Annotated in this window: 28 protein-coding genes; 20 read left to right on the forward strand and 8 right to left on the reverse strand. The window is 42.3% G+C overall.

Annotated elements, in window-relative coordinates:
* Positions 1-14 precede the first annotated feature (14 nt).
* The 4 genes from AC1DQW_RS04080 to AC1DQW_RS04095 all read right to left on the reverse strand — a co-directional run bounded on the left by AC1DQW_RS04080 (position 15) and on the right by AC1DQW_RS04095 (position 4,612).
* Complete coding sequence (locus tag AC1DQW_RS04080) at positions 15-1,103, reverse strand: acyl-CoA dehydrogenase family protein (RefSeq protein WP_477452957.1); 1,089 nt, start codon at positions 1,101-1,103, stop codon at positions 15-17.
* A gap of 108 nt (positions 1,104-1,211) precedes the next feature.
* Positions 1,212-1,859 carry a nicotinamide riboside transporter PnuC gene (gene pnuC, locus AC1DQW_RS04085; RefSeq protein ID WP_477452958.1) on the reverse strand — a complete coding sequence of 216 codons (648 nt, stop codon included), beginning with the start codon at positions 1,857-1,859 and terminating at the stop codon, positions 1,212-1,214.
* A gap of 112 nt (positions 1,860-1,971) precedes the next feature.
* The gene (locus AC1DQW_RS04090) at positions 1,972-4,425 is read right to left on the reverse strand and encodes a TonB-dependent receptor (protein ID WP_477452959.1); all 2,454 of its coding nucleotides are present in this window, start codon (positions 4,423-4,425) and stop codon (positions 1,972-1,974) included.
* Positions 4,426-4,429: 4 nt separating this feature from the next.
* The gene (locus AC1DQW_RS04095; protein ID WP_477452960.1) at positions 4,430-4,612 is read right to left on the reverse strand and encodes a hypothetical protein; all 183 of its coding nucleotides are present in this window, start codon (positions 4,610-4,612) and stop codon (positions 4,430-4,432) included.
* A gap of 288 nt (positions 4,613-4,900) precedes the next feature.
* Between AC1DQW_RS04095 and aspS the strand changes: the two genes are divergently transcribed.
* The 7 genes from aspS (at position 4,901) to AC1DQW_RS04130 (ending at position 10,821) form a co-directional block, all read left to right on the forward strand.
* Positions 4,901-6,646, forward strand: a complete 1,746-nt coding sequence (aspS, locus tag AC1DQW_RS04100; RefSeq protein ID WP_477452961.1) for an aspartate--tRNA ligase — start codon at positions 4,901-4,903, stop codon at positions 6,644-6,646.
* 67 nt (positions 6,647-6,713) lie between these two features.
* Positions 6,714-7,193 carry an FKBP-type peptidyl-prolyl cis-trans isomerase gene (locus AC1DQW_RS04105; protein WP_477452962.1) on the forward strand — a complete coding sequence of 160 codons (480 nt, stop codon included), beginning with the start codon at positions 6,714-6,716 and terminating at the stop codon, positions 7,191-7,193.
* A gap of 105 nt (positions 7,194-7,298) precedes the next feature.
* A complete protein-coding gene (locus AC1DQW_RS04110; RefSeq protein ID WP_477452963.1) occupies positions 7,299-7,760 on the forward strand; it encodes an FKBP-type peptidyl-prolyl cis-trans isomerase in 462 nt (153 codons plus the stop codon).
* Between the two features lie 116 nt (positions 7,761-7,876).
* Positions 7,877-9,181 carry an amidohydrolase gene (locus AC1DQW_RS04115; protein WP_477452964.1) on the forward strand — a complete coding sequence of 435 codons (1,305 nt, stop codon included), beginning with the start codon at positions 7,877-7,879 and terminating at the stop codon, positions 9,179-9,181.
* Between the two features lie 103 nt (positions 9,182-9,284).
* The gene (locus AC1DQW_RS04120; protein WP_477452965.1) at positions 9,285-9,791 is read left to right on the forward strand and encodes a DUF4440 domain-containing protein; all 507 of its coding nucleotides are present in this window, start codon (positions 9,285-9,287) and stop codon (positions 9,789-9,791) included.
* Between the two features lie 27 nt (positions 9,792-9,818).
* Complete coding sequence (locus AC1DQW_RS04125; RefSeq protein WP_477452966.1) at positions 9,819-10,481, forward strand: hypothetical protein; 663 nt, start codon at positions 9,819-9,821, stop codon at positions 10,479-10,481.
* A 25-nt stretch (positions 10,482-10,506) separates the two neighbouring features.
* The gene (locus tag AC1DQW_RS04130) at positions 10,507-10,821 is read left to right on the forward strand and encodes a low molecular weight protein tyrosine phosphatase family protein (RefSeq protein ID WP_477419634.1); all 315 of its coding nucleotides are present in this window, start codon (positions 10,507-10,509) and stop codon (positions 10,819-10,821) included.
* Positions 10,822-10,869: 48 nt separating this feature from the next.
* Here the strand turns inward: AC1DQW_RS04130 and AC1DQW_RS04135 are convergent, their stop codons facing one another.
* Positions 10,870-12,204, reverse strand: coding sequence for a carboxypeptidase-like regulatory domain-containing protein (locus tag AC1DQW_RS04135; protein ID WP_477452967.1), 1,335 nt, complete (start codon positions 12,202-12,204; stop codon positions 10,870-10,872).
* Entirely contained in the window at positions 12,194-12,766 is a 573-nt protein-coding gene (locus tag AC1DQW_RS04140) for an RNA polymerase sigma factor (protein WP_477452968.1), read from the reverse strand. The genes AC1DQW_RS04135 and AC1DQW_RS04140 overlap by 11 nt, the downstream gene beginning before the upstream one ends.
* 235 nt (positions 12,767-13,001) lie before the next feature.
* On the opposite strand from AC1DQW_RS04140, the gene gcvH reads away from it, so the two are divergent.
* The 12 genes from gcvH (at position 13,002) to AC1DQW_RS04200 (ending at position 22,240) form a co-directional block, all read left to right on the forward strand.
* Positions 13,002-13,382, forward strand: a complete 381-nt coding sequence (gcvH, locus tag AC1DQW_RS04145) for a glycine cleavage system protein GcvH (protein ID WP_477419640.1) — start codon at positions 13,002-13,004, stop codon at positions 13,380-13,382.
* Positions 13,383-13,442: 60 nt separating this feature from the next.
* Positions 13,443-13,778, forward strand: coding sequence for a VanZ family protein (locus tag AC1DQW_RS04150; protein ID WP_477452969.1), 336 nt, complete (start codon positions 13,443-13,445; stop codon positions 13,776-13,778).
* 339 nt (positions 13,779-14,117) lie between these two features.
* The gene (locus AC1DQW_RS04155) at positions 14,118-14,333 is read left to right on the forward strand and encodes a FeoA family protein (protein WP_477401226.1); all 216 of its coding nucleotides are present in this window, start codon (positions 14,118-14,120) and stop codon (positions 14,331-14,333) included.
* 12 nt (positions 14,334-14,345) lie between these two features.
* Positions 14,346-16,460 carry a ferrous iron transport protein B gene (gene feoB / locus AC1DQW_RS04160; RefSeq protein ID WP_477452970.1) on the forward strand — a complete coding sequence of 705 codons (2,115 nt, stop codon included), beginning with the start codon at positions 14,346-14,348 and terminating at the stop codon, positions 16,458-16,460.
* A gap of 139 nt (positions 16,461-16,599) precedes the next feature.
* On the forward strand, positions 16,600-17,217 hold the full coding sequence (locus AC1DQW_RS04165; protein ID WP_477452971.1) for a SprT-like domain-containing protein: 618 nt from the start codon (positions 16,600-16,602) through the stop codon (positions 17,215-17,217).
* Positions 17,218-17,449: 232 nt separating this feature from the next.
* Positions 17,450-18,088 (forward strand): MBL fold metallo-hydrolase, encoded by a 639-nt coding sequence (locus tag AC1DQW_RS04170; protein WP_477452972.1) that lies wholly within the window; start codon positions 17,450-17,452, stop codon positions 18,086-18,088.
* 27 nt (positions 18,089-18,115) lie between these two features.
* Positions 18,116-19,342 carry an FtsX-like permease family protein gene (locus AC1DQW_RS04175; RefSeq protein WP_477452973.1) on the forward strand — a complete coding sequence of 409 codons (1,227 nt, stop codon included), beginning with the start codon at positions 18,116-18,118 and terminating at the stop codon, positions 19,340-19,342.
* A 9-nt stretch (positions 19,343-19,351) separates the two neighbouring features.
* A complete protein-coding gene (locus tag AC1DQW_RS04180) occupies positions 19,352-19,726 on the forward strand; it encodes a hypothetical protein (RefSeq protein WP_477401233.1) in 375 nt (124 codons plus the stop codon).
* Between the two features lie 70 nt (positions 19,727-19,796).
* The gene (gene rbfA, locus AC1DQW_RS04185; RefSeq protein ID WP_477401234.1) at positions 19,797-20,168 is read left to right on the forward strand and encodes a 30S ribosome-binding factor RbfA; all 372 of its coding nucleotides are present in this window, start codon (positions 19,797-19,799) and stop codon (positions 20,166-20,168) included.
* A gap of 12 nt (positions 20,169-20,180) precedes the next feature.
* Positions 20,181-20,867 carry a peptidoglycan DD-metalloendopeptidase family protein gene (locus tag AC1DQW_RS04190; RefSeq protein ID WP_477452974.1) on the forward strand — a complete coding sequence of 229 codons (687 nt, stop codon included), beginning with the start codon at positions 20,181-20,183 and terminating at the stop codon, positions 20,865-20,867.
* A 25-nt stretch (positions 20,868-20,892) separates the two neighbouring features.
* Positions 20,893-21,510 (forward strand): SMI1/KNR4 family protein, encoded by a 618-nt coding sequence (locus AC1DQW_RS04195; protein WP_477452975.1) that lies wholly within the window; start codon positions 20,893-20,895, stop codon positions 21,508-21,510.
* A gap of 55 nt (positions 21,511-21,565) precedes the next feature.
* Complete coding sequence (locus AC1DQW_RS04200) at positions 21,566-22,240, forward strand: energy transducer TonB family protein (RefSeq protein ID WP_477452976.1); 675 nt, start codon at positions 21,566-21,568, stop codon at positions 22,238-22,240.
* A 48-nt stretch (positions 22,241-22,288) separates the two neighbouring features.
* On the opposite strand, the gene AC1DQW_RS04205 is transcribed toward AC1DQW_RS04200, so the two are convergent.
* Together AC1DQW_RS04205 and AC1DQW_RS04210 are read right to left on the reverse strand one after the other, a co-directional pair.
* Positions 22,289-22,489, reverse strand: a complete 201-nt coding sequence (locus AC1DQW_RS04205; RefSeq protein ID WP_477452977.1) for a hypothetical protein — start codon at positions 22,487-22,489, stop codon at positions 22,289-22,291.
* 189 nt (positions 22,490-22,678) lie between these two features.
* Positions 22,679-23,173 carry a thioredoxin family protein gene (locus AC1DQW_RS04210; protein ID WP_477452978.1) on the reverse strand — a complete coding sequence of 165 codons (495 nt, stop codon included), beginning with the start codon at positions 23,171-23,173 and terminating at the stop codon, positions 22,679-22,681.
* An 822-nt stretch (positions 23,174-23,995) separates the two neighbouring features.
* Here AC1DQW_RS04210 and AC1DQW_RS04215 point away from each other — a divergent pair.
* Complete coding sequence (locus AC1DQW_RS04215) at positions 23,996-24,757, forward strand: phosphosulfolactate synthase (RefSeq protein ID WP_477406559.1); 762 nt, start codon at positions 23,996-23,998, stop codon at positions 24,755-24,757.
* The last annotated feature ends 577 nt before the right edge of the window (positions 24,758-25,334 follow it).

Raw genomic sequence — 25,334 nt, forward strand, 5'->3', positions numbered from 1 at the left:
GTTGTACCCGGAATTTAACTGAGGCTATTTAGCAGGGAGTGCTGGCTTGCGGTGTGCAGATCGCGCCATACCTGGCTGATTTCGGTATCGGGGTTGGCGGCTTGCAAACCGCAGTAGGGGTACAGCTGGTCTACAAATTCTCTTGCTGTTTTGGCAAGTTTGCGGCTATTTGTACTTACCTCGTTTAAATACCCGGCATTGCCTGTTAAACCACTTCGCCATGATGCATCAACTGCCATGAAAAACTCCTGGCGGATTTCATGCAATTTGGCGGTCAACTCATCCAGTAGCTGTTTGATGGTTTCTTTTTGGGCTGTGCTTACCCGTTTGTCCAATTGTTTTTCCTTAAACAGTGGTTCGCAAAGATCAAGAAAGCGGACCGCTAAACCCGAAATATTTGCCGCAAGGGTTGCTTCGGCTAATTGCAAAAACGGGTAACGGTATAGTGGCTCATCTATCACCGTAAATTCCGGATCGATCCTGAAACACCTGTCGGCCTTAACAAAAAGATCAGTCACTTTATAGGCATCGCTGCCGGTTGCCATCATGCCGATGTATTTCCATGCAGGTAAAATTTCAACATCTTTCCTGTCGAAAATAAAAGGAAGGATCAGTTCACTGCCATCATCATTTAAAACAGTTTCTTCGCCGTTTTTGATAATGCAGTTGGCCGTTATGTGTGTGGCATGGTGTACGCCGCTTGCATATTTCCAGGTTCCGTTTATGATGTAGCCATCATCGGTAATGGTTGCCGTGCCGGTAGATGCACCGCTCCCGGCCAAACATAAATAAGGATTACCAGCTAATTCCTGCGCTATTTGTGGCGATAAAAACCCACCAAACCACCCTGCCCCGCTACACAGGGTTACCACCCACCCCAGGCTGCCATTTGCCCAGGCCAGGCTTTCTTCCAGTCGTACCATAGCAGGTAAGGCCAGCTGCAAACCCGAGTATGCTTCAGGAACAAGAAATTTAAACCAGCCCTGTTCATATATCAATGCCAATTGATCAGGATGCAGCATGCCCAGTTTTTCGGCTTTGGGTGCCGCATCGCGAATGGTTTTTACCCATTCGGGTTTTAGTAAATATGATGGATGATTCATTTTAGCTAAAGGCTTAAAGCAAAAAGCTTAAAGCAATTTTTAAAGTTCATGAAAACTTTGCGCATTTAGCTAACGCCTTAAAGCACAAAGCAATTTGTAAGTTTGAAGTTAAAAGCTTTCGGCCTTTAGCTTTCGGCTTTCAACTCCCTCTTTGACTTTCTTTTTCCAGTCAAAATATCCAAAAACGGCAACTACAAATAAAAAGATGGTCAGCAGGGCAAACATGGGCAGGTGTTTATAAAACAGAATAGGTACGGCAAACAGGTTTGATATATTTAAAAAAATCCAGTTCTCAATTTTTCGCCTTGCCAGCAGCCACATGCCCGCCCAGGCCGTTGAAGTTATCAATGCATCCCAAACCGGCACGTTTGATGGTGTAAAATACTTAGCTGGCAGGTTTTTGAGCAATACATAAAAAAATACCCAGCCAACAACAGATATGGCAATGCTTATTTTCCACTCGGTGCCGGTGCTCCATGAAATTTGTACCGGCGGCTCGTTTCGCCGTTTTATCCAGTACCACCAGCCGTAAACGCTCATTACCACGTAATATATGTTCAGGATGGATTCGGCATAAAGCCCAACATTAAGTAAAAGATAAATAGCAATCGCGGTGCTCAAAATGCCTGCCGGATAAAGCCAGATGCTATTGCGGCGTGCCAGCAAAACTTCGGCAACACCTAGGGCAACGGCAAGCCATTGCACCCAGGTGGTTTCCTTTATTTGGTCTATAAAAAGCGATATAAAATCATTCATAACTCCCCTTTTCGTTAGTATCACTGTTCCGTCTGAATATTACCCGCCCAGATTCGTGAAATTCGCTTAAATTCGTGACCATTCGTGTTGATTCAATTCGTGAATATTTGTATCAGAAGTTAAGATTCAACGATGCCATAAAATTGCGCGGCGCCTGCGGGAAATAGTAGTTGTAGTTAACCACATTGCCACCTTCAATATCAGGATAAGTAGCGCCGTTAGCCTCGTACTTTTTGCTGAAGATGTTACTTACCTGTAAGCCCAAACCAATGTTTTTAACCCCGCTGATGCTGAAATTATACCGCAGCCTCACATCGCTTGTAAAATAGCTTTTCAGGTAACGGTTGGCCGCATACGGGCTGCCAATATTATCTGGTGCTATGTTGAAGCCTGCAGGGTTTTGGTTCATTGTATTATCTAAATATTGCCTGCTCACGTATTTGCTGATGAAAGCAATTTCGCCGCCTTTGACGGGGCTGTAGCTGATGATGCTTGCGCCGGTAAGCGATGGCGAGTAGGCAATGGTTGTTGTTTTAAACGATTCTTCAACTAATGTGCCATCATCATAATTGGAGAAAAACTGGTGATAGTTTTTGATCTTGTTGGCGCTCCAGGTGGCGGTAAGCCCCCAGTTGAGCTGGCTGGTTAACCTTACCTTGCCGTCAAGCTCCACGCCTGCGCGATAGCTATTGGCAACGTTGGTGCGTATTTGCGACCCTACATCATTTAGCGCGCCGGTTAATATCAGCTGGTTTTTGTACAACATGTAAAATCCGTTAATGCCGCCGCTAAAAAATTTGCCTACGGTACGGTAACCTGCTTCAAAATCCTTAAGGTTTTCGGCTTTTGGCCTTTTTTGCGGAACAGAGTTGATGTAATCATCGCGATTTGGCTCGTGGTTACCTACCGCAAATGATGCATACACATTACTTTGCTCATTAAGCTGATAGGTTATACCCAGTTTAGGGTTAAAAAAGTTAAGTTCAACACTTTGCTGCGCATTGTTCAGGTTTCTGTCGATACCGTAAAAATTGTAGTAAATATGGCGGTATTGCACATCGGCATACAACAAAACATTGCTTAAATGCCACTCTGCGCGGTAAAAAATATTAAAGTCGTTCTTTTTGGCATTATCGCGGTAATACTCATAATTGGGGCCTATGCCGGCACTTTCTTTGGTATAAATAACATTGCCGTAATGCGCGCCCGAGTATTGGTTATAAGCGCCGCCCAAAGTCATGTTCAGGTTGCTTTCGGGCTGATATTTGAGGGCATAGGTAACACCATAAAATTCATTATCCAGCCAGCGGCGGCGGGCCAGGTCAGTTGTGGTAATAGTATCTGTACCAATGATCACTGGTTTTAAACCATAATTGGCTACGGCATCCTGCTGGCGGAACTCCTCGTAATAACCCTTGCCTTTGGTATAATGCAGGGCGCCGCTGAACGATAGTTTATCGCTTATCTTTTGATCGTACAATAACTGGTAATGGTTTTGCAGGTAGTCATCAACCTGGTCTTTATAAAACGAGCCATCGGCCATTAAGCCCAATTCGTTGTAGGTACGGTTATCGGCCCGGGTATTATCGCCTATAACATAATCGGCAATGCCGTTCCAGGCCTGGTAGGTGCGTTCATGGCCCGATATTACGTTGGCCCTTATGGTACTGTTTTTACCATACCAGGCGGCGCTCAGGTAAAGGGATTTTAAGTCGGACGTTGCCCTATCGATATAGCCATTGGAGTGGATGCGCGACAACCGGCCATCTAAACTAAAATGTCCGCCTAATAAACCGGTGCCTGCATTAACTGTGTTTTTGATAGTGCCGTAGGAGCCTGCCGATGTATTGATTTCGGCATAAGCGGTGTCTCTGCGCGTGGTTGTTTGAATATTGATACTGCCGCCGAATGCACCGGCACCGTTGGTTGATGTACCAACACCACGCTGTACCTGGATATTATCAACAGACGAGGCCAGATCGGGCAGATCAATAAAGTATGATCCCTGGCTTTCAGCATCATTCAACGGAATTCCATTGATGGTAACGTTAACCCTTGTAGCATCAGAACCGCGGATGCGGATACCGGTATAGCCTATACCCGCGCCTGCATCAGATGTGGTAACTACCGATGGCGTAAGGCTCAACAGGTAAGGCAAGTCCTGCCCGAAGTTGTTTTTAGCAAGGTCCTTTTTACTTAAATTGGTGAATGCGGTAGGTGAGTTTTTAACCGCACGGGTTGAGCTAACGGTAACTTCCTCGGCTGTAAACGTATTGCTGTTAAGTTTTATATTAATAATCACCGTGCTGCCTAAAACGATGCTTTTGCCGGTGGTTTGATAGCCAATATAACTGGCTTTTAATGTGTAGTTGCCAGGCTTTAAATTGGTAAATTGATACTTGCCGGTTGCATCGGCAATAGCATTGATAGCCGGGTTGGTGATGGTAACGGTTGCGCCGGGCAGCGCTTCGCCGGATTGGTTAGTGATTTTTCCGGATATGGAAAGCTGGGCCGATACCAGGGCGGGCAGCAGCAGGGCCATGGCAGCCGCGAATAAATTTTTCAAAGTTTTAAAAAATAAAATAGTTAAACTGCTCACCAGGGTACAATGGCAGTATACTTAACTTGTTACCTCTCCCTACGCCGGCATTACCCGGATCAGGTGTAGCCCCCCAGCCCCCTGAAGGGGGAGCAAGTAGGCTAAAGGCTGGCTTTAAACTAAAAACTCCCCCTTTAGGGGGTTGGGGGGACATGGGTTTGATCTCAGCCTGTCTTTCAGTTTGGTAAAAACAAATTGTTTGTTTTTTATTTCACCAAAGCAAGGCACCCCTTGAGAATTATGGTGCAAAGATAGGATTTGATTTCGGATTTGGGAATATTTGAGATTTCGGATGTTCTATTTTGGGTATAAGGAACTGAAATTGTGGCTTTAAAGTTGCAGCGCCAAATATTTTTCTGATTTGATAAATTCAAATTCCGAAATCGAACATCCGAAATCCGAAATCAAAAACTTACTTTTGCAAACTTTTATAAATATTGTTATGCTTAGAACTCATACCTGCGGCGAATTAAATATCAGCAACTTAGGCCAATCTGTTACCTTGTGCGGATGGGTACAAAAATCGCGCGATTTGGGCGGGACCACGTTTATTGACATGCGTGACCGTTATGGTTTAACTCAACTAATTTTCAATACAGATACTGATGCCGCACTGCGCGAAAAAAGCCGCGAGCTTGGTCGTGAGTTTGTGATAAAGGTTACAGGTAAAGTGCTTGAGCGCTCCAATAAAAACACAAAAATACCAACCGGCGAGATCGAGATCGCCGTTGAGGATATAGAAATACTTAACTCGGCTAAAACCCCTCCATTCCAGATAGAGGACGAAACAGATGGGGGCGAGGAGCTTCGCGCCAAATACCGCTACCTTGATCTGCGCCGTGCGCCAATACGCAATAACCTTATCCTTCGCCACAAAATGGCACAGGAGATTCGTAAATATTTAAGCGACCTGGAGTTTATTGAGGTAGAAACCCCGGTACTGATTAAATCGACACCTGAAGGTGCACGCGATTTTGTGGTGCCAAGCCGCATGAATCCGGGCGAGTTTTACGCCTTGCCGCAATCGCCCCAAACATTTAAACAATTGCTGATGGTGAGCGGGTTCGACCGTTATTTCCAGATCGTTAAATGTTTCAGGGATGAAGATTTAAGAGCCGACCGTCAGCCGGAATTTACGCAGATTGACTGCGAACTATCGTTCATTACACAGGAAGATATCCTGAATATTTTTGAAGGCCTTACCCGCCACCTGTTTACTACAGTAAAAGGTATCGATCTGGGCGATTTTCCGCGTATGCAATATGCAGATGCCATGCGCCTGTACGGTTCGGATAAACCTGATGTGCGTTTTGGGATGGAATTTGTAGAGCTGAACGATATAGTTAAAGGTAAAGGTTTTGGCGTTTTTGATAATGCCGAACTGGTAGTTGGTATTAATGCCAAAGGTTGCGCCAGCTACACCCGTAAACAATTAGACGAGCTTACCGAATGGTTAAAACGCCCGCAAATTGGTGTTACCGGCATGATATATTGCCGCTACAACGATGATAGTACGCTAAAATCATCGGTTGATAAATTTTACAGTGAAGATGAGCTGACCAACTGGGCTGCCGCGTTTGAAGCTGAAAAAGGCGATTTAATGCTGGTATTGGCCGGGCCAACCGATAAAGTACGTAAACAACTGAATGAGCTTCGCTTGGAAATGGGCAGTCGTTTAGGGTTGCGCGACAAAAATAAATTCGCACCGCTTTGGGTATTGGATTTTCCTTTACTGGAGTGGGACGAGGAAACCAGCCGTTACCATGCCATGCATCACCCGTTCACCTCGCCAAAACCAGAGGATATCGCCCTGCTTGATACCAACCCGGGAGCTGTACGTGCAAACGCGTATGACCTGGTAATTAACGGTACCGAGGTTGGCGGCGGATCTATCCGTATCCATGATCGTGCCACCCAGTCGCTGATGTTTAAGCACTTAGGCTTTTCTGCAGAAGAAGCGCAAAAGCAGTTTGGTTTTTTAATGGATGCCTTTGAATTTGGCGCACCCCCGCACGGTGGTTTGGCCCTTGGGTTTGATCGCCTGGTGTCTATTTTTGCCGGTTTGGATTCTATTCGTGATGTAATCGCATTCCCTAAAAACAATTCGGGCCGCGATGTGATGATCGATTCACCATCAACCATTGCTGATACCCAGATGAATGAACTTAAAATTAAAACAACGGTATAAGTAAGTTTTTTTGAATTGTAGCGTTTATTGCGGTTAAAACGTATCCATATTAAACTGATCTTTAACAATGAAAAATTTTTTATTATTTGTAATTCTTCCCATGGTCATTTTATCGGGCTGTTCTAAAGGCTTTGACAACCCGTCATCTTATGATGTGGTAAAACAGGCTGCCGCCGATGATGCCGCTATTAAGGCCTATCTTGCAATACATACCGAAATAAGCCCCGTTAAAGATACTTTAGGGGTATATTACCAAACCCTTACACAGGGCACAGGTGATTATCCGGGCATAAATTCAACTATTAGGGTAAGTTATACCGGCAAACTACTTGATGGTACCCAGTTTGACTCCAATACAAACTTTATTGCAGTTTTGGCCAATTTAATAGATGGCTGGAAAATTGTGCTGCCGCATGTAAGAACAGGGTCAAAAATTTTAATGATCGTGCCATCTGTTTATGGTTACCGGAATGCAGCTAATGGCATTATCCCCGCTAATTCGGAGCTGCTTTTTACAGTTGAGCTTCTACCGGTAACTAATCAATAAATAGAAAAATAAAATAAAGAAGGTCCGGAATTAATCATTTCGGACCTCTTTATTTGGGTATCTTCCCGAGCCGTAAACCGGCACCAAATTTTAACTTATTAACGCATGAAGAATATAGTGCTACTGCTATTTATCGCATTAATCGCGCTGGCATCCTGCTCAAGAGCACCATCTGTAGAAATGATAAAGCAAGCCAAAACCGATGATTCTATCATCCGGGTTTATTTATCCAACAACCCTATGATTAAGGCGGTTAAAGATCCATCTGGACTGTACTACCAGGTAGTTAAACAAGGTACAGGCGCTTATCCCGACGGCAATTCAACGGTGACAGTAAATTACCATGGCAAGCTCATCAACGGAGCGCCCTTTGATTCCGCTGATGGTTTTTCGAGCTCGTTGGACAGGTTGGTAAAAGGCTGGCAAATTGGAATTCCGCATGTTAAAAAAGGGGGTAATATCCAGTTATTTGTTCCATCAGCATTGGGTTATGGTCCGAGCGGCGGTGGTCCGATACCAGAAAACGCTGTATTGATATTTGATATCGACCTTATCGATTTTAAATAAATCATCCCATAATGCTGCTTTGTTGAGCGGGTTGGAACAGCGGCTGAAATATCATCAGCCACAGGTTATTAGATTTGAAGTATTGTTCTTATATTAACTGTTCCAAAAAAGTCCCTATGAAAATATTTTCCATCCTGTTTTTTTTATTGTTTTCGGTACAGGCATTTGCGCAAAACGCACGCTTACCACAGGTTAATACTAAAGCCGATGCCTTAAAAGACCAGGTAACTGCCTGGCGGCGCGATTTTCATGAACACCCCGAACTTGGTAACCACGAGGTACGTACATCGGCAATTGTTGCCAAACATTTGCAATCATTGGGTATCCAGGTGCAAACAGGTATAGCCACAACCGGGGTTGTGGGCATTTTAAAAGGAGGTAAACCAGGCCCGGTAGTTGCATTGCGTGCCGATATGGATGGATTGCCGGTAATTGAACGTACTCCTGTGCCATTTGCATCAAAAGAAAAAACTACTTACAACGGACAACAAGTTGGCGTAATGCATGCCTGCGGTCATGATTCGCATATGGCTATTTTAATGGGGGTAGCCCAGGTGCTATCGTCTATGAAAAGCGAACTACATGGTACCGTTAAATTTATTTTTCAGCCCGCCGAAGAAGGCGTTGAGCCGGGTCAAAAGGGCGGCGCTGAGCAAATGGTGAAAGAAGGGGTACTTGAAAATCCAAAGGTTGACGTGATATTTGGTTTGCATATTAACTCGCAAACCGAGGTTGGCAAGATCACCTACCGCCCTGGTGGAACGATGGCCGGTGTTAACGATATGCAGATCATTGTAAAAGGCCGGTCGGCACACGGAGCCGCGCCGTGGTCGAGCGTTGATCCCATAGTGGTTTCTGCCGAGATAATAAACAACCTGCAAACTATTGTAAGCCGTAATATCAACATAACCGAAAACCCGGCGGTGGTAACCATTGGAGCCATAAAGGGTGGTAACCGCTCAAACATTATTCCCGAGAGCGTTGAAATGCTGGGTACCCTGCGTTCATTTACAGCTGCCGACGAAAAGATGCTGATTGACCGCGTTACGCTAATAGCTACCAAAACCGCCGAAGCACAAGGCGCGACTGCCGAAGTTAAGATACCCTATAGCAATCACTACCCGGTTACATATAACAACCCCGAGCTTACACAAAAAATGTTGCCCAGCTTGCAGCAAACCGCGGGGGCAGCAAATGTAATGTTAAAGCCGCCGGTTACCGGGGCCGAGGATTTTAGCTTTTACGAGGAAAAAGTACCGGGACTGTTTTTCTTTTTAGGCGGGATGCCAAAAGGACAGGACCCGCTTAAAGCCCCATCGCACCATACCCCTGATTTTTATATTGACGAAAGTGGTTTTACTTTAGGTGTTAAGGCATTATGCAATTTAACATTAGATTATATGGCATCAAAAGGGAAGTGATAATAATGACGTGTTTTATAGACGCAGCTGTCTTTTTATTGTAATTGATGTTTAACTTTATAAACTTAATGGCAAAAGGCGCGAAGTATATTAACTGAATAAGATGAGGAAAAACATATTAACAATGGTTTACATAACGCTGTTACTAATTGTAGTGGCGGGACAAAAAGCCATCGCGACAGGTTTAAGCCTTGCCGATACTGTAAAAAAGCTAAACCCCGAAGTTTTGCAAACAGTTAATACTGTATTAAAGGCCTCATATACTTTTGATATTGATAAGGTTACCGATATGTATGCGCCAAACGCGGTTGTTACCGATGAGCAGATGCCCTATTCATGGAATGGTCAGCTTGCGGGTGTACAATGGGTAAACTCGGTTGAAAAGGCGGTTAAGGAGTTTAAGATAAAAGATTTTATGGTTGTTGTTAAACGCATAAAAATTTTTAGGCAAACCGATGAAATAGCCTATTTAATTGTACCTGTTGAATATACCGGTACAGTTAATGGCGACCCGTTTAATGAGGAAGGAGCGTTTTCTTTTGTGTTTCGTATTGTAGGGGGTAAATGGCTGATCAAAAGCCAGGCCTGGGTGCCCAAAAATGGCCTCTGATCTATCTAATCCCCAAAATCTGTTATTATGGAGCCAGTGTTTATATTGTTTAAAAGGTTTAATGATTTAGCCCTGGCCAATGCCCTTACCACGGTATTGGATGAGCATGGTATTGAATATACCGTTGAAGAAAGTGCTGCATCATTTGATCCCGCATTCAGGAGTAATGACCTGGCAGCAGAGTACTCAGTAAAAATAAAAGCCCGGGATTTTGAACTGGTGAATCAATTGCTACAAGATAGCGAAACGGAAAACGTTAACAATGCAGACAAGGATCATTATTTGTATGGTTTTACTGACGAGGAATTGGTAGATGTACTTGCAAAGGCCGATGAATGGAGTGCCTTTGATTACCAGCTTGCCCGTAAAATACTTACCGAACGTGGCGCTGCCATAAGTGAAAAAAGGTTAACCGAACTTAAAAATGATCGCCTGGAAAAATTAAAAAAGCCGGAACCGCCTCAAAACTCATGGATAATTGTAGGGTATATATTTGCCATGGCCGGTGGCGTATTTGGCATTTTTATAGGGTGGTACCTGGCAACCTGCAAAAAAACACTTCCCGATGGCGAAAGAGTATATGCCTATAATGAAAACGACAGGCAGCAGGGAAAATGGATCTTGTACATAGCCACGGCAGTTACCGTGCTTTGTATTATTTATCGAGTAGCGCCGGCTTTTAGTCAATAATTTTATAAAATAATCTCCAGTCTGTTTGGCCAATCTCCTTTTCATCTGCAGTAAAAACCAATGGCGCAGCCCTACTGCCGAGCTGTTGTTTAAAGATCACCCGGAACACAAGGCATATTCTGCCGGCACAAGTGATAAGGCGCGTACCAGGGTAAATCAAAAAATGATTGACAGGGCAGATGTGATATTTGTAATGGAGCATAAGCATAAAGAATTACTCAAGCAGCGGTTTCAACTCAATGGCAAACAATTAATTGTGCTTGAAATTGAAGACAATTACCGGTTTAATGATCCTGAACTAGTGGAGATATTGCGGGTTGTATTGAGCGATTACCTTTAAATCAAACACTGCTTTTTGTCTTGATTCCTGGCGCTAACCTCTTGATTCTTAATTTTGTTTCTGGAATTTTACCTTAACTGTAACTTCCTCTGGTTTGCCTGTACTGTTACCAATCCATGTGGGGCCCGCCTTTATCAAATCTATCGCTTTTTGATCGGTTGCTGGTGTAAGGCTTTTTTTGATCTTGAAATCGCTCAATGCGCCATCGCCATTAACGGTAAATGTTACACTTACTGTACCTGTAATGTCGCTATCGGGTAAAACGGCATTGGCCTGCAGGTATTTTTTAAGGGCGCTCATGTCTCCCTGGGGGTGCGCGCTCACAGCTTTTTGCGTACCATAGCCAACCACAACCTCGTTGAGGGAACTGCTGACGGGATTAAGTTCTACTTTTAGGCTATCCCCGCTCTTTACACTTACCTGTTTGGGCAAAAACCCTATAGATGCTATATCCAATGTTTGCTTACTCCCGGTTGCAGGCATAGAAAAATGGCCATTAACATCGGTAACTGTACTCTTATTGGTTCCTGCTATGCGGATGGCTGCGCCAATAACAGGGGCGCCATCGGGTTTGCCGTATATTACGCCGTTAATGTTTGTGTAGCCAAACTGCGATTTTGAATCTTTTGAGGTTACTATGGTTAAACCATCAACCTTTCCCTGTAATTTAGATTCGTTGGGCATTGATGCCTTATCACGTGCTTTTTTAGCGACAGCTGCGAGACTATCGGTATTATCCTTTTCTTTTCGGGTTTGCGTGTAATTTGAAGCTACTATCTCACTTACCGATGCAGCTTCTTTTGAATCATCATCAGTTTGCACTACGGGTTTTGGAGCAGCTGTTGTTGGAGCTTTGTAAACCGCCGCCACATTATTATCTGCATTATCTGCCGAGGAGATCTCCTGTTGGTAAACGGATTTATTTCCCGGTTTTAATATGGGAGGGTGCTTTTTGGTGTTTTGAGCAAGCAAAGGTGCTTGTTTTGTACCCTGAACACTTAAAGCCACAGTGTCCTTTAGCTCAACTTTGGTCTTATCCTCTTTAATTATTGCAATGTCATTGGTTTTTTGTTCGGGCAGAGTGGGTGTTTTCTTTAACCACAAACCGCCAATGGTTAATACCACCACAACCGATGCGGCAATTGACCACATCTGCCATGAAATAATACGGCCTTTCTTTGGTTCAATTCGCTGTTGTAACCTTCCGGCCAGGTCGGCCAGGTTAGCTTGTTGATCTTTGGGTGCTGTTTCAAATCCTTCAATGGCATCCATTAAAAATGGATCGTCAAGCGCTTCCCGTTCAAGCTTGTGCATAGCTTTGGCATCAAGTTCCCCGTTAAGGTACTTCCTGATCTGCAATATGTCGGCTTTTTTAGTATTCACTTTTCTTCTCCAGGCAAATTTTAAGGTTGCGCTTCCCGTTTTGTATGTAACTTTTTACTTCATTCAGGCTAAAATTGGTTATCTCGGCTATTTCCTTATAGCATTTCTCTTTTAAATAAAATAGATCAATGCTTTGTTTTTGCGCGCCGGCCAGTTTATCAATACATTGCTCCAATGCTTTATAGGCCTCTTCGCGGTTACTATCATCAGGATGCAAAAGCGGGGTAAATTCCATAACATCATGCAAATTTACCGTCTCTATTTTTTTGCCTGCCCTTAACTGCATCAGGCAATAATTGCGCCCTAATACATATAACCAGCTTCTGAATGTGTTGATATTGTGATTTTTAACCTTTACTACCAGCTCTTCAAATATTCCCATCACCGCATCTTTGGCCAGTTCCTCATCTTTCAGATATTTTAAACAAACCCCATATAGTAAAACCATGTATCTTTCATATAGTTTTCCTAACACCGCTACATCGCCGTTTTCACGGTAGGTGTTAAGCAGTTGGTCATCGGTTGATGTGGCTGTTTTTCCTGGTTTAATAAAATTGGTCATTAAAAGTGTGCAAAATAAATTTTTTAAACCGTTTATGGAAATTAACAATTAAACACGGGAAGAAAAAGCACACCCTTAAACATTATGACAACTCATAATGATTTTAAATTCGAGGTGTCAATTTGTGGGGGTGTAGTCAGGGTTTTGTAGCTTACCCTAAGCTGTATTACAATAAATCTTTAATTATTGCTATAGCCTAAAGTTTTGTTATTTTTGAGCACATAAAATTAACGACATGAATTTTCCCGCTGAATTAAAATATACTAAAGACCACGAGTGGATAAAGGTTGAAGGCAATGAAGCTACTATCGGTATTACCGAATTTGCGCAAAGCGAACTTGGCGATATTGTTTATGTGGATATTGCATCCTTAGGGAAAGAAGTTGCTAAAGATGAAGTTTTTGGTACTGTTGAAGCTGTAAAAACGGTATCAGACCTGTTTATGCCTGTAACAGGAACGGTAACTGAAATTAACCCTGCACTTAACAACCAACCCGACCTGGTAAACGCTGATCCGTATGGCGAAGGCTGGATGGTGAAAATCAGTATTGCTGATGTATCAGAAATAGATAGCCTGTTATCTGCCGGTGATTATAAAGCTGTTGTTGGCGCTTAAATGAAAGCGACATTAAAATATCATGGGCTCACAATTTTGTGGGCCTTATTTATTTTCATCATGTGCTCAGCTAAACTGGATTCGGTAGATAATTCTCCAATGTTTTTCGAGGGCTTTGATAAACTTACGCATACCGGGTTATTTTTTACGCTGATTGTACTATTCTGCAATGGTATCATACGGCAACAAAAAATCCGCTCATTCTCGTATAAGCAGGTACTGTTAGTTACTGTGGCCTCTGTATTTTTTGGTGGGTTGATAGAGGTATTGCAAAGAACTGTTTTTACCTGGCGCAGCGGCGACTGGAATGATATGTTTTGTGATATGCTTGGAATTTGTATGGGGATTTTTGGTGTTATGCTAACATTAAGTGCAATTGGTAATGAAAAAAAGTAAACTGATCATAATAGGAGTTGCCCTGCTGCTCAGCTGCTCATCCTGCGGTATATTTAAAAAGGGCTGCGGATGCCCTACGTTTGGGAAGGTAAAATCTGTAGGGAAAAATGGATGTGCGGATTCCAAATGTGCAGATATGCAGATTTGGTGCTGATAGATTGAAATTCTGTTCATTCTTGAAATCTGATTCAGACTGCGTGAGCGCAATCATAAATCTCATTTGAAAATCAGTTTTTTCATCTGCATATCTGCACATCTAAAATTTGCACATCAAAGCGCCTGCTTTATTTGGATTTAATATAAATAAGCTTACATTTGCTCAGGTTAAAAAGATATAGGATGACACTTTCACAACTTGAAGTAGGCGAAATAGGAATTGTAAAGGAATTTACTGATCTGGAAATGTCGGTAAAATTGATGGAGATGGGATGTTTACCAGGTGAAGAGATTAAAATTTCACGTATTGCTCCGCTTGGCGATCCTATAGCCATTCATGTTTCGGGTTACCAGTTAAGCTTGCGTAAATTTGAAGCCTCCACCATTATTTTGCAGTAGTTTTTGTAAACATTGAAAGCCGATATAAGAGTTGCACTTGTAGGAAATCCAAACACCGGTAAATCAACTCTCTTTAATATTTTAACCGGTCTTAATCAAAAAATAGGAAATTTTCCGGGGGTTACTGTTGATAAAAAAACAGGTTTTTGCCAGTTGCCCGATGGGCGTACCGCCGAAATTATCGACCTGCCCGGTACTTACAGCATCTATCCAAAAAGTAAGGATGAATCCATTGTATTTTCTGTATTAGCCGACAAAGCCAAAGCGCTTGTTCCCGATTTGATCGTGGTAATACTTGATGCATCCAATCTTAAGCGCAACCTGCTGCTGTATACACAGATAGCCGATTTAAAAATACCGGTTGTGGTAGCGCTTAACATGATAGATGTATCGGATAAAGCAGGTATTACTATCAATATTGATCTGTTTGCCAAAAAGCTGGGCGTGCCGGTTGTTCCTATTTCGGCCCGCAAGATAAAAGGGATCGATCTGCTTAAAAGCACTATAGCTTATTCCAATAAAATTGCGCTGCAGCAGGATACCATTGATATTGATTCCATAGCCCCGCAACTTATAGCGCAGATACAGGAAGAATTAAAAATAGATAATCCGTACTTCGCCCTGCAGCTTGCCCATCAGCACGAAACGCTTGATTTTTTGTCTGCCAAAGAAAGCGATCGCATAGAAGACCTGGAAAAAGAGCATTCTTTTCACTCCCAAAAAGCCCAGGCTACAGAAACCATTGCCCGCTACAGTTTTATTAACGATCTGCTGTACGATACCGTTAAAAAACCAGAAACAGCACATGACGAATCTGTAAGCAATAAAATTGACAAGATACTTACGCACAAAATATTCGGCTTTGTGATATTTTTTGCCATACTAATGTTCATATTCCAGGCTATATTTTCCTGGTCGGCCTATCCGATGTCGCTTATCGAAAATTTATTTATCTGGCTGCAAAGCAGCGTAAATAAGGCGTTACCAACCGGTCCGTTCACCAGCTTACTGGTTAATGGTATTATTGCCGGTTTAAGCGGTGTTTTGGTATTTGTACCGCAGATAGCCATTTTGTTTGCCATGATATCCATACTGGAAGATACAGGCTATATGTCGCGTGTTACTTTTATGATGGATAAGGTAATGCGTAAGGTTGGCCTCAACGGTAAATCGGTAGTGCCGCTAATCGGCGGCTTTGCCTGCGCCGTGCCATCTATCATGAGCACCCGTAACATCGAGAACTGGAAGGACAGGATGATAACCATTATGGTTACCCCATTGGTGGCCTGCTCGGCCCGTTTGCCGGTTTACACTTTGTTAATTGCCCTTGTAGTGCCAAACCGCAATGTTTGGTGGCTGTTTAACCTTCAGGGATTAGCACTTACAGCCATGTACCTGTTGAGCATCATATCGGCAGTATTGGTAGCTTTTGTAATGAAATTCATTTTAAAGGCCCGCGAGCGTGGTTACTTTATTATGGAGTTACCTGTTTACCGCATGCCCCGATGGAAAAATGTGGCTTTTACCATGTACGATCGTTCAAAAACCTTTGTGCTGCAGGCGGGTAAGGTAATCATTGCGGTATCTATTATTTTGTGGGTGTTGAAATCATACGGCCCTGGCGACAGGTTTGCGCAGATAGATAAAACATACAGCCAGCCGCAATACACCAAAACCATGAAGCCCGATAGCCTGAACAAAGTTGTGGCATCCGAAAAATTAGAAAACTCCTACGCCGGTGTGTTTGGCCATGTGATAGAGCCGGTTATTAAACCACTGGGCTTCGACTGGAAGATAGGGATAGCCCTCATCAGCTCCTTTGCCGCCCGCGAAGTGTTTGTTGGTACCATGGCCACTATTTATAGTGTGGACGGCGATGCAGACAAGCTGGAATCGGTACAGCAAAAAATGCATAGTGCTACTAACCCCGATACCGGGAAGCCTGTGTTTACTTTGGCTGTGGCGTTTTCGCTCATGATGTTTTACGCCTTTGCCATGCAGTGCGCCAGTACTGTGGCTGTGGTATACCGCGAAACCAAAGATTGGCGCTGGCCGGCCACCCAATTTGCTTACATGACAGCGCTGGCATATGTGGCCAGTTTTATTGTTTACAATTTGCTTAAATAGGTTCGTAGTCCATGGCTGATAGTTCATAGACCAGGGTAATTATCAATCAATTGTTATTTTATTTAATTACAACCTAAAACTATGGACCATCGTCTATGGACTATGGTCTTCAAAACATATATTTGTATTGAGGTAAAAATTGGATAAAGTAAAAGTTTTAGCAAGATATGTGCCACCCGATGCTGCTCCGCTCATTGGCCGCTGGATCGACTATTTTAAATGCGAATTTAAAATTTCGCGCAACCGGGGCACAAAATTTGGCGATTACCGTTCGCCCCATGCCGGTAAAGGTCACCGGATCTCGGTAAATTATGATCTTAACCCCTACGCTTTTTTGGTTACCACCGTACATGAGTTTGCACACCTGCACACCTGGAACGAGCATAAACAAAAGGCTAAGCCGCATGGCACCGAGTGGAAAAGTAATTTCAAAAAAATGATGCAGCCCTTTTTTGAAAAGGACATTTTTCCGCACGATGTAAAGCATGCCATAACCAGCTACCTTGATAACCCTGCGGCTTCCAGTTGTTCAGACCTGAACCTGTACCGTTCCCTGCGCAAATATGATGCACCAAAAGAATCGGTACTTACTATAGATAAAGTGCCTTTTAAAGCCCTGTTTAAAATAAAAGGCGATCGCGTTTTTCGGAAGGAGGAGCAGTTGCGCAAGCGTTTTAAATGTGTGGAAATAGAAACCAAACGGGTTTACCTGTTTAGCCCGGTTGCCGAGGTGGAGTTGGTTGAGGGTAAAGTATAATCCCCTGTCAATGGGGTTTATAAAAAAGATTTGTCATTCTGAACGCAGTGAAGAATCTGTTATTCGCCATGCTTCTTCGCCCTGTAAAGTCTGCGATTAGATCCTTCACTGCGTTCAGGATGACAAACCTTTCAAAACGTCCTTTCTCTTTCTGTTTCCCCAAATTTTACAACCCCAATCACGTTTTTTTCAAACCTTCATACCCAATAAATTAAATCCGTACTTTTACCCCATGGCAAAAGTTAAATCATTTGTGAATAATCCTTACCAGGAAAACACTTATATTTTATATGACGAAACAGGTAAATGTGTAATTATTGATCCCGGAATGTATACCGCCACCGAGCAAAATGTGGTGGTGAATTTTATAAAGGATAATAATTTAACCCCCGTTTTGCTGCTGAATACCCATTGCCATATAGATCATGTGCTTGGTAATAAATTTGTTTTTGATAAATACGGACTAAAGCCTAAATTTCATGTGGGTGAGTTGCCGGTGTTAGCGGCTGTAGTTGCTTACGCTCCTCAAATGGGCATCAGGTACGAGGTATCGCCGGTGCCGGACGAGTACCTGGCTGAAACAGGAACTATCCTGTTTGGTAATACTACCCTCGATCTGATCTTCGCGCCGGGGCATTCACCTGCGCATTTATGCTTTTATGATAAAACGACCAATATTTTAATAGGCGGCGACGTTTTATTCAGAATGAGTATTGGCCGTACAGATTTGCCGGGAGGTAATTTTACACAGCTGATAGCTAATATTGAAACCAAACTTTTTGCCCTGCCCGATGATTGTACCGTTTATCCGGGTCATGGGCCCGAAACTACTATTGGTTTTGAAAAACAAAACAACCCGTTTCTTACTTAAGCATATAACTTAATACTTGTCACTAATTTGAACACCTCGGTATATATAGCTAAAAGATACTTGTTTTCGGGCAAGAAAATGCATGTCATTAATATCATATCGGGCATATCTATGCTGGGTGTTTTGATAGGCAGCGCGGCTTTGATCATTATTTTGTCGGTGTTTAATGGGTTCGAGAAAGTTATACTTTCCTTGTATAGCAACTTTACGCCCGAATTAAAGATCGAAACCCGGCTGGGTAAAACCTTTGATCCTAATACGCCTTATTTTAAAGCATTGCATAAGGATGCCAGCCTTTTTTCATTTACGGAGGTATTGCAGGAAAAGGCCCTGATAAGATATGGAGATAAGCCATTAATAGGTACTATAAAGGGTGTAAGTGATGATTTTTTAAAAAATAAACAGCTGGATAGTACCGTTGAAAACGGCTCGTTTACCCTTAAAAGCGGCGATAGGTATTTTGCGGTTATAGGCAGAACCATACAGGGTAACCTGGGCATCAATGTTCATGATGACCTGTCGCCTATTCAAATATTTTCACCGCGGCGCACCGTAGTAAACTCAGCTAATCCGCTTGATGAATTTGTTGTGCGCTCCATCAATGCATCCGGTGTGTTTGGCATTCAGCAGGAGTTTGATGATATTGTGGTTACACCCATCGAGTTTGCGCGCGATCTGCTCGATCAGCCAAAAGAAATTACCTCGCTTGAGCTTACGTACAAACCGGGTACCAACGTTGCGGCTGTACAAAATAAGATAAAGGATGCCATAGGCGATAAGTTTACTGTAAAAAACCGCAAGGAACAAAATACCGAGCTGTATAAAACGTTGAACTACGAACGCTGGAGTATATTCATGATATTAACCTTTGTACTTATCATTGCTATATTTAACATTATAGGATCGTTAACCATGCTGGTTATTGATAAGCGACAGGATATAGCCATTTTAAGCAGCCTCGGTGCCAATAAACGAATTATACAGGGCATATTTTTTTTCGAGGGAATGATGATATCGGTATTTGGCTGTGTTGTGGGGATTGTGCTGGGCCTGGCATTTTGCCTTGTTCAACAGCATTTTGGATTAATAAAGATGGGAGCGGCTAACACGGTGATTGATGCCTACCCGGTTGACCTGGAAGTATCCGATTTTGGGCTGGTATTTTTAACAGTAGGGGCCATTTCGGTTATTGCATCGGGTATTAGTGCACGATTAAGTATCAAAGGACTGGATGAAATCAAACAGGATTTGTAAATTTGTTATATGAGGATAAGCTATATTAAATATTTCGCCTTCTTATTTATTCTTTTTATAGCGGCATGCTCATGTAACCAAAAGTCGCAAAAAACAAAAACACCTGTTGTTTTCAAAGGTTTATACAGTTTTGGTCCCGAAATAAAGTCGTTTAAAGATTGCGATAGCGGGACTGAATTTTGGGTTACCGATAGCTCGGCAACACTTGAACTGCAATATTCGCAAATGAATTTCGAGAAACCTTATGAGCCGGTTTACGTTGAGGTAGAAGGGCTCAAATCAAAATCGGGTAAGGAGGGTATGGGGTCTGAATATGACAGTACCCTTGTTGTAAAAAAAGTAATAAAAATAACAAAAGAGATACCGCAGGATATGTGTAATTAACACGATATTCAGCATTGGTAAATCAAAATAAATAAAACTCATCTGCCTGAATTGGCGTTAACTTATCATCATGGAATCAAAACGTCAGCAAAAATTTGCCGGAGTAATACAAGAGGACCTGGCAGCTATATTTCAGCGCGAAGGCATGAACTATTTGCCTAATACACTGGTAACCATAACCAAAGTGCGCGTAACCCCCGACCTGGCTATTGCCCGCATCTTTTTAAGCTTTTTTGGCAATACCAATTTACAGCTGGCTTTGCAAACTATCAAAATGCATGCGTCGGAGATCCGCTATAAACTGGGCGCCCGTATTAAAGACCAGGTGAGGATAATACCGCAGCTGGAATTTTTTGTGGATGATACCAGCGAATATGTAGAGCGCATGGATAAAATTTTTGATAAGATAAGCAAAGAAGAACGCCAGCCGGATACCGAATAGTTATTTATCCTGATGGATAGACACGAAAAGCTAAAAACGTATTTGCAAAAATACCCCGGAGCCGCAGGCAAGGTGGTTGATTATAATGCCGGCACCGACCGGCTTTTTCCGTTGGATTTTACCGCTGCCAATACAGAATTATCTACCGCGATAATTGCCGATACCCAAAAGTTTACCAATTGGGTAAATGATAAGCTAAAGGCCAACGGTTGCAGGTACGGTATTGGCGGTTACCTGGAACATCGGACTATTTATGCAGTTAGCGCCCATTTTGATACCGAAGGTGAGCCCCGCCGGCTTCATTTAGGGGTTGATATCTGGGGGCCCGATGGTACGCCTATCTACAGTCCGTTTGATGGTAAGGTGCACAGTTTCCAGGATAATAATAACCTGGGTGATTACGGCCCGGCAATTATACTGGAGCATGACCTGGATGGACTAACGCTTTACAGCCTTTACGGTCACCTAAGCCGCAAAAGCCTGGACGGGTTGACAGTAGGTATGCCGGTTAAAAAGAATCAGCGTATAGCTACACTTGGTAACAATACCGAGAATGGCCAATGGCCGCCACACCTGCACTTTCAACTGATGTTTGATATGGAAGGCAAGTTTGGCGATTATCCAGGTGTATGTAAATATTCGGAGATGGAAAAGTATAAGGCTAATGTCCCTGATCCGGCGTTGGTACTGGGGTTTTGAAAATGAGTTACCAATAGCCCTGACGATGGAAACGATAACAAATTGTTTTAAAAAAATCATCTCTAAACAGAAAGGATTGAAATACCCTATGCCGGAAATGCTAAGATCTCCTGCTGGAATTGAAGATATTTCCGATGCGGATGCACGGCTTGGATTTAAGTTTAACAACGAATTAAAGGAGCTATACCTATTAGCCGATGGAATAGAATTAGATGGCATCACACCTTCCGGCTTTACCGGATTAATACCAATTCATGACTTGTTAAGTTTAAATGACGCGATAACCTACTACAAGCAAGGAATTGACTTTAAAGAAAGTTTCTATAATTGGAAGTATGGCTTTTCTGTAGATGTGAAATTATTCCCTTTTTTAGAAGACAATGCCGGCAATTGTTATTGGGTTGACTTAAATGACGCTACAGCTAACTTCGGCAAAATATTTTGGACTAATACATTTGGTACCGATCCGGATTACACATATAATTCGTTAACAATTATGTTTAATGTGATAGCTAAATGCTATGGTAACGGAATTATCCACTTAGACGAGGAAGGGTATCTCAACTGTGATTATAAAGAGTTTGAGCTCGTCGCCAAAGATTACAATCCAGATTTACAGTTTTATATTGATAATAAATATTAGTAGCTGCCTTTACAATCCCAAACATTATCCGCGTTTTATTGTCGATATTTATACTATGATAAGGTGTTTGCTCATCGGTGTTATTTCAATAGCCACAGCATTTGCTGCCTGCGCTCAGCCAGCATTTAAAGGCGGCCAACGGGCACTGGATAATTTCCTGCTGTCGAAAATTGTTTATCCCGAATATTCGAGGCGAAATTGTATTTCGGGGATTGTTAATATCGCTTTCCGGCTCGATAAAAGTGGTAAGGTGATTGATGCCAGGGTGCAAAAAGGACCTGGTATCGACCTGGATGACGAAGCTTTAAGGGTGATCAAATTAACATCGGGGCAATGGGTAATTCCGGCTGATTATAAATCAACTACTTACCTGGTGCAGCCTATCCGCTTTAACCCCGATCAAACACGTTGCAGCTCATCATCCGCAAATGATATGCAGGCCGCCATTGACGATTATAAGAACAGGCAGGAGCTGGAGAACGCGGTTACCAATTACTACATCAATAAATACCAGGGCAAGGCCGATCTATCTAAAGAAGCAACCATTATTGCCCTTAAAAAACAATTAGGATTTGATGACGAACTGGTAAATGATTTGCTTGGCCAGGCTAACCAAAAGCTAAAACAAAGGGATACCGAAGGCGCCTGCACCGATTGGAATTTTATCCGCAATATTGGCAGCAACAAAGCCGATAGTTTTATTGAAAAATACTGCAGCAAAAAGCCCTGATCAATTTATAATTTGATTAGGGCTTTTTGAATACCTACACGGCAGAAATCAGGCGGTTAAGCTTACAAGCTCAACCTCTTTAATAGCCAGCAACATAAGGCGGCCCTGGTATTCAACCCAAACATCGGCAAAGCCGTTGCCATCATAACCTAAAAATTTCATGAAGGGGTTGCTAATGTTAAGGTTTTTCCACCTTTTACCAATGTACTTAAGTAACTGACCACGTTTTAATGTTGTGTGCTTTGCCATAAGTTAGAGTTTTAAAGGGTGAAACAATAAAAACCTAAGATAATTAACATTTGCGAAAATATTTAACCTTTGAAAAAATTAAATTTCCCTTGTATCAGCTTTATTACAATAGCAAATCATGGTTTATTACCTGTCAAGCAAACAGGCATGTGTGGTAAGGAATTGTTGGTTAGTGCTTTATCAAAAAAATCATTTGGTTTTGGTGTAGCTTTTAGGGTCAAGCGCGGTTGGCGACCAGCTTTTAAAAAAGTCTAAAATTTTGTCCCGGTTATAGCCTTTACCTTCTTCCAGGTATTCGGAATTTTGAGTGTTCAGGCGTATACCTTTGCTATCAAGCACTATAAAAACCGGGAAGCCGAACCGTTGAGGATAGCCCAGGTTGGCTAAAACGTCCTCATTCTGGTTTTCCTTACTGTAATTTACATGCAAAACAACGTAATTGTCATTCAGGTATTTATCCAGCGTGGTATCTGTAGTAACCTGCTCATTAAAACGGATACACCAGCTACACCAGTTACCGCCAATTTGTAAAAGCACATTTTTGTGCAGCTTTGCCGCTTGTTTAACAGCAGCGGCAATATCTGCTTTTGCATCGGCGGCTGGATTGTAAATATGGGGTTTATCCTGTGCCTTTGCACTAAAGGCAAATGCAGAGATCAAAGTTATAAAAAACAGTTTTTTCATAAGGGGCATCGGTAAATAAGTACCGTAAGCTACATAAAATGAGTGAAATACGGGTTTTGTGCTTAAAAATTATGACAACAATTTTACAATTTTGAGTAAAAACGTGCACTTGTAAACACAATGTGGAAAACTCTAAAATTGAATGATAATTTAAGAATAATATTTTTGATATAAGATGCCCTAATAAGGCCCCAATTACTACAGCAAATAAAATATTAGGGATGATAGGTGCAGGCGATTATTTAAACTTAAGTTTTTTCAGTTATAAATAGTTAATATGTGTTAAGCCCTGCGTAATGCGGGGCTTTTTTGTGCACGATTTCCTGGATTTTACATCATTAACACGATTTTAAATTCCGCGCCTGCATCTCAAAAACACGCGTCATTGCGATTGCTTCGTCGTACCTCCTTATAATGACGTGTTTGCAAGCTGTTGATTATCAATGTTATTTTCTAATATAATCTATGTCATTGCGAGGTACGAAGCAATCGCATGCTATGCAGAGCGGACCTGCACAGTTCGCGATTGCCGCGCTGCGCTCGCAATGACATGGTTGTTGTGAGCCCCAAAAGCCAGCACGTCATCAAGGTTTTTTTCAGGTTCTTACCTGATGGATACTCGCAATGACGATCACGAGGTGATTATGGTACCCATACATGTCATTACTGTTTTTTCCAGCCAGGCTGGTGGGATACTCGCAATGATGATCTATTTTTAAACTGCGTCTAAGATTTAACATTTACATCATTTATCCTTTGCATTTTTTTTCCGACATTTACCCCGTTAGAACTTTTAGTTATAGGCTATAACCAGCAATGTATATGAATTACAATATCAATAATTTACCAGAGCGCACATTTAAACCCCGCGATAAAGGTATTACGATGGTGATGGACAAAGGTTTAAGTTTAAGGCAGGTGGAGGATTTTATTGAAGTTGGCAGTACACATACCGATATTGTTAAGCTTGGCTGGGCCACATCATACGTTACACCCAATCTCAACGAGAAATTAAAACTATACAAGGAAGCGGGAATCCCTGTTTATTTTGGGGGTACATTGTTTGAAGCCTTTATTGTGCGTAACCAGTTTGATGATTATTGCCGCCTGCTCGACAAATACCAGATGGAGCATTGCGAAGTATCAGATGGCTCGATCACCATTGAACACGATGTTAAATGCGAATACATCAGCAAGCTGGCAAAGCACGTTACAGTGATATCGGAAGTAGGGTCAAAAGATGTGCAAAAAATATTTGCCCCATATAAATGGATAAAATTGATGAACGCCGAAATTGAAGCCGGTTCATGGAAAGTAATTGCCGAGGCCCGCGAAAGTGGTAATGTGGGGATCTATCGTGATTCTGGCGAGGTAAGACAGGGTTTGGTTGACGAGATTCTTACCCAGATTCCTGAGGGTACTATTATTTGGGAGGCCCCGCAAAAGGCGCAACAGGTTTGGTTCATCAAACTTATTGGGGCCAACGTAAGCTTAGGCAATATTGCTCCTTCGGATATTATCCCATTGGAAACATTGCGCCTGGGTATCCGGAGCGATACCTTTGATCATTTTCTGAGCTTATAATTAACCTTATCATATACTGACAAAGCCTTCGGATGAAATTCAGAGGGCTTTTTTATACTAATAAATTCATAGTCAAGCGTTTCTTTAAAAGCTGTTTAAAAATAAAAAACAGGCTTGTCATACAAGTATCCACCAGCCAGGCTGGAAAAAACAGTAATTACATGTATGGGGACACCACAATCGCCTCGTGATCGTCATTGCGAGGAGGTACGACGAAGCAATCCCCAAAATACAGGTCGGATTTGCACGGTTACTCTGTAAGTTGGGGATTATTAATGTTGTGTTTTTATTTTTACAGGTATTAATGAGCTCCCTGCGGTCGGTTATCTTCGTATCTTATAATGATGTGACCGTAAGTTATTGATTATTAAATATGTTTTTTTGAGTTTTCAACGTAGAGACACATAATTGTGTCTCCCGCGTGCAAATCACACATGCAAATTGAACTTGCAATTTGCCTTGCAAATCCTGAATGTCCTTATGCGTCTCTACAACAGCCCCATTTGCAGTAATGACGGTCTGTTTGTTATTTTTAGATAAGCTTCTTTGATAATAAATACTGTATTATAATTTTGAG

The organism is Mucilaginibacter sp. P5_A4, from assembly GCF_056400605.1.

Bases quoted from the DNA above. Each gene is read 5' to 3' on its own strand.
- AC1DQW_RS04155 (WP_477401226.1), top strand. From the start codon at position 14,118: ATGACACTTTCACAACTTGAAGTAGGCGAAATAGGAATTGTAAAGGAA.
- AC1DQW_RS04095 (WP_477452960.1), bottom strand. From the start codon at position 4,612: ATGTCCCCCCAACCCCCTAAAGGGGGAGTTTTTAGTTTAAAGCCAGCC.
- rbfA (WP_477401234.1), top strand. From the start codon at position 19,797: ATGGAATCAAAACGTCAGCAAAAATTTGCCGGAGTAATACAAGAGGAC.
- pnuC (WP_477452958.1), bottom strand. From the start codon at position 1,859: ATGAATGATTTTATATCGCTTTTTATAGACCAAATAAAGGAAACCACC.
- AC1DQW_RS04140 (WP_477452968.1), bottom strand. From the start codon at position 12,766: ATGACCAATTTTATTAAACCAGGAAAAACAGCCACATCAACCGATGAC.
- AC1DQW_RS04170 (WP_477452972.1), top strand. From the start codon at position 17,450: ATGGCAAAAGTTAAATCATTTGTGAATAATCCTTACCAGGAAAACACT.
- AC1DQW_RS04110 (WP_477452963.1), top strand. From the start codon at position 7,299: ATGAAGAATATAGTGCTACTGCTATTTATCGCATTAATCGCGCTGGCA.
- AC1DQW_RS04105 (WP_477452962.1), top strand. From the start codon at position 6,714: ATGAAAAATTTTTTATTATTTGTAATTCTTCCCATGGTCATTTTATCG.
- AC1DQW_RS04080 (WP_477452957.1), bottom strand. From the start codon at position 1,103: ATGAATCATCCATCATATTTACTAAAACCCGAATGGGTAAAAACCATT.
- AC1DQW_RS04195 (WP_477452975.1), top strand. From the start codon at position 20,893: ATGGAAACGATAACAAATTGTTTTAAAAAAATCATCTCTAAACAGAAA.
- AC1DQW_RS04210 (WP_477452978.1), bottom strand. From the start codon at position 23,173: ATGAAAAAACTGTTTTTTATAACTTTGATCTCTGCATTTGCCTTTAGT.
- aspS (WP_477452961.1), top strand. From the start codon at position 4,901: ATGCTTAGAACTCATACCTGCGGCGAATTAAATATCAGCAACTTAGGC.
- AC1DQW_RS04200 (WP_477452976.1), top strand. From the start codon at position 21,566: ATGATAAGGTGTTTGCTCATCGGTGTTATTTCAATAGCCACAGCATTT.
- gcvH (WP_477419640.1), top strand. From the start codon at position 13,002: ATGAATTTTCCCGCTGAATTAAAATATACTAAAGACCACGAGTGGATA.
- AC1DQW_RS04115 (WP_477452964.1), top strand. From the start codon at position 7,877: ATGAAAATATTTTCCATCCTGTTTTTTTTATTGTTTTCGGTACAGGCA.
- AC1DQW_RS04190 (WP_477452974.1), top strand. From the start codon at position 20,181: ATGGATAGACACGAAAAGCTAAAAACGTATTTGCAAAAATACCCCGGA.
- AC1DQW_RS04205 (WP_477452977.1), bottom strand. From the start codon at position 22,489: ATGGCAAAGCACACAACATTAAAACGTGGTCAGTTACTTAAGTACATT.
- AC1DQW_RS04125 (WP_477452966.1), top strand. From the start codon at position 9,819: ATGGAGCCAGTGTTTATATTGTTTAAAAGGTTTAATGATTTAGCCCTG.
- AC1DQW_RS04150 (WP_477452969.1), top strand. From the start codon at position 13,443: ATGTGCTCAGCTAAACTGGATTCGGTAGATAATTCTCCAATGTTTTTC.
- AC1DQW_RS04120 (WP_477452965.1), top strand. From the start codon at position 9,285: ATGAGGAAAAACATATTAACAATGGTTTACATAACGCTGTTACTAATT.
- AC1DQW_RS04180 (WP_477401233.1), top strand. From the start codon at position 19,352: ATGAGGATAAGCTATATTAAATATTTCGCCTTCTTATTTATTCTTTTT.
- AC1DQW_RS04215 (WP_477406559.1), top strand. From the start codon at position 23,996: ATGAATTACAATATCAATAATTTACCAGAGCGCACATTTAAACCCCGC.